The organism is Paraburkholderia sp. BR13439 (assembly GCF_040948805.1).
GTDB classification, from domain to species: Bacteria; Pseudomonadota; Gammaproteobacteria; order Burkholderiales; family Burkholderiaceae; genus Paraburkholderia; species Paraburkholderia youngii.
Map to the genome: position 1 here is coordinate 1 of NZ_JBFPKN010000227.1, position 253 is coordinate 253.

The 253-nt window shown below is 59.3% G+C and carries 1 protein-coding gene; it reads right to left on the bottom strand.

Annotation, left to right across the window (positions count from 1 at the left end):
* On the bottom strand, positions 1–253 hold a 253-nt coding region (locus AB3X96_RS42975), incomplete at both ends, for a hypothetical protein (protein ID WP_368594466.1).

A 253-nucleotide genomic window follows, 5' to 3' on the forward strand; every position in this document is an offset into this window, starting at 1 on the left:
GTCCTTCAGGTAAGCCAACGGATCGTGTCCGTTCAGTTGTGCAGAGCGGATCAATGTCATGATCGCGGCCGCGCGTTTTCCAGCACGCAGAGATCCTGCGAACAACCAGTTCGACCTCCCCAGGGCCTCTCTTTCTTTCTCGGCGATCTCGGCCATCAGCTTCACGTTCAGTTCGCGTATCTGTTCGGTACTGAGGGCGTCGAGATCGGCGGGTATGTCCATGGCGACCAGTCTGCCAGAGCGGCGCGCGATG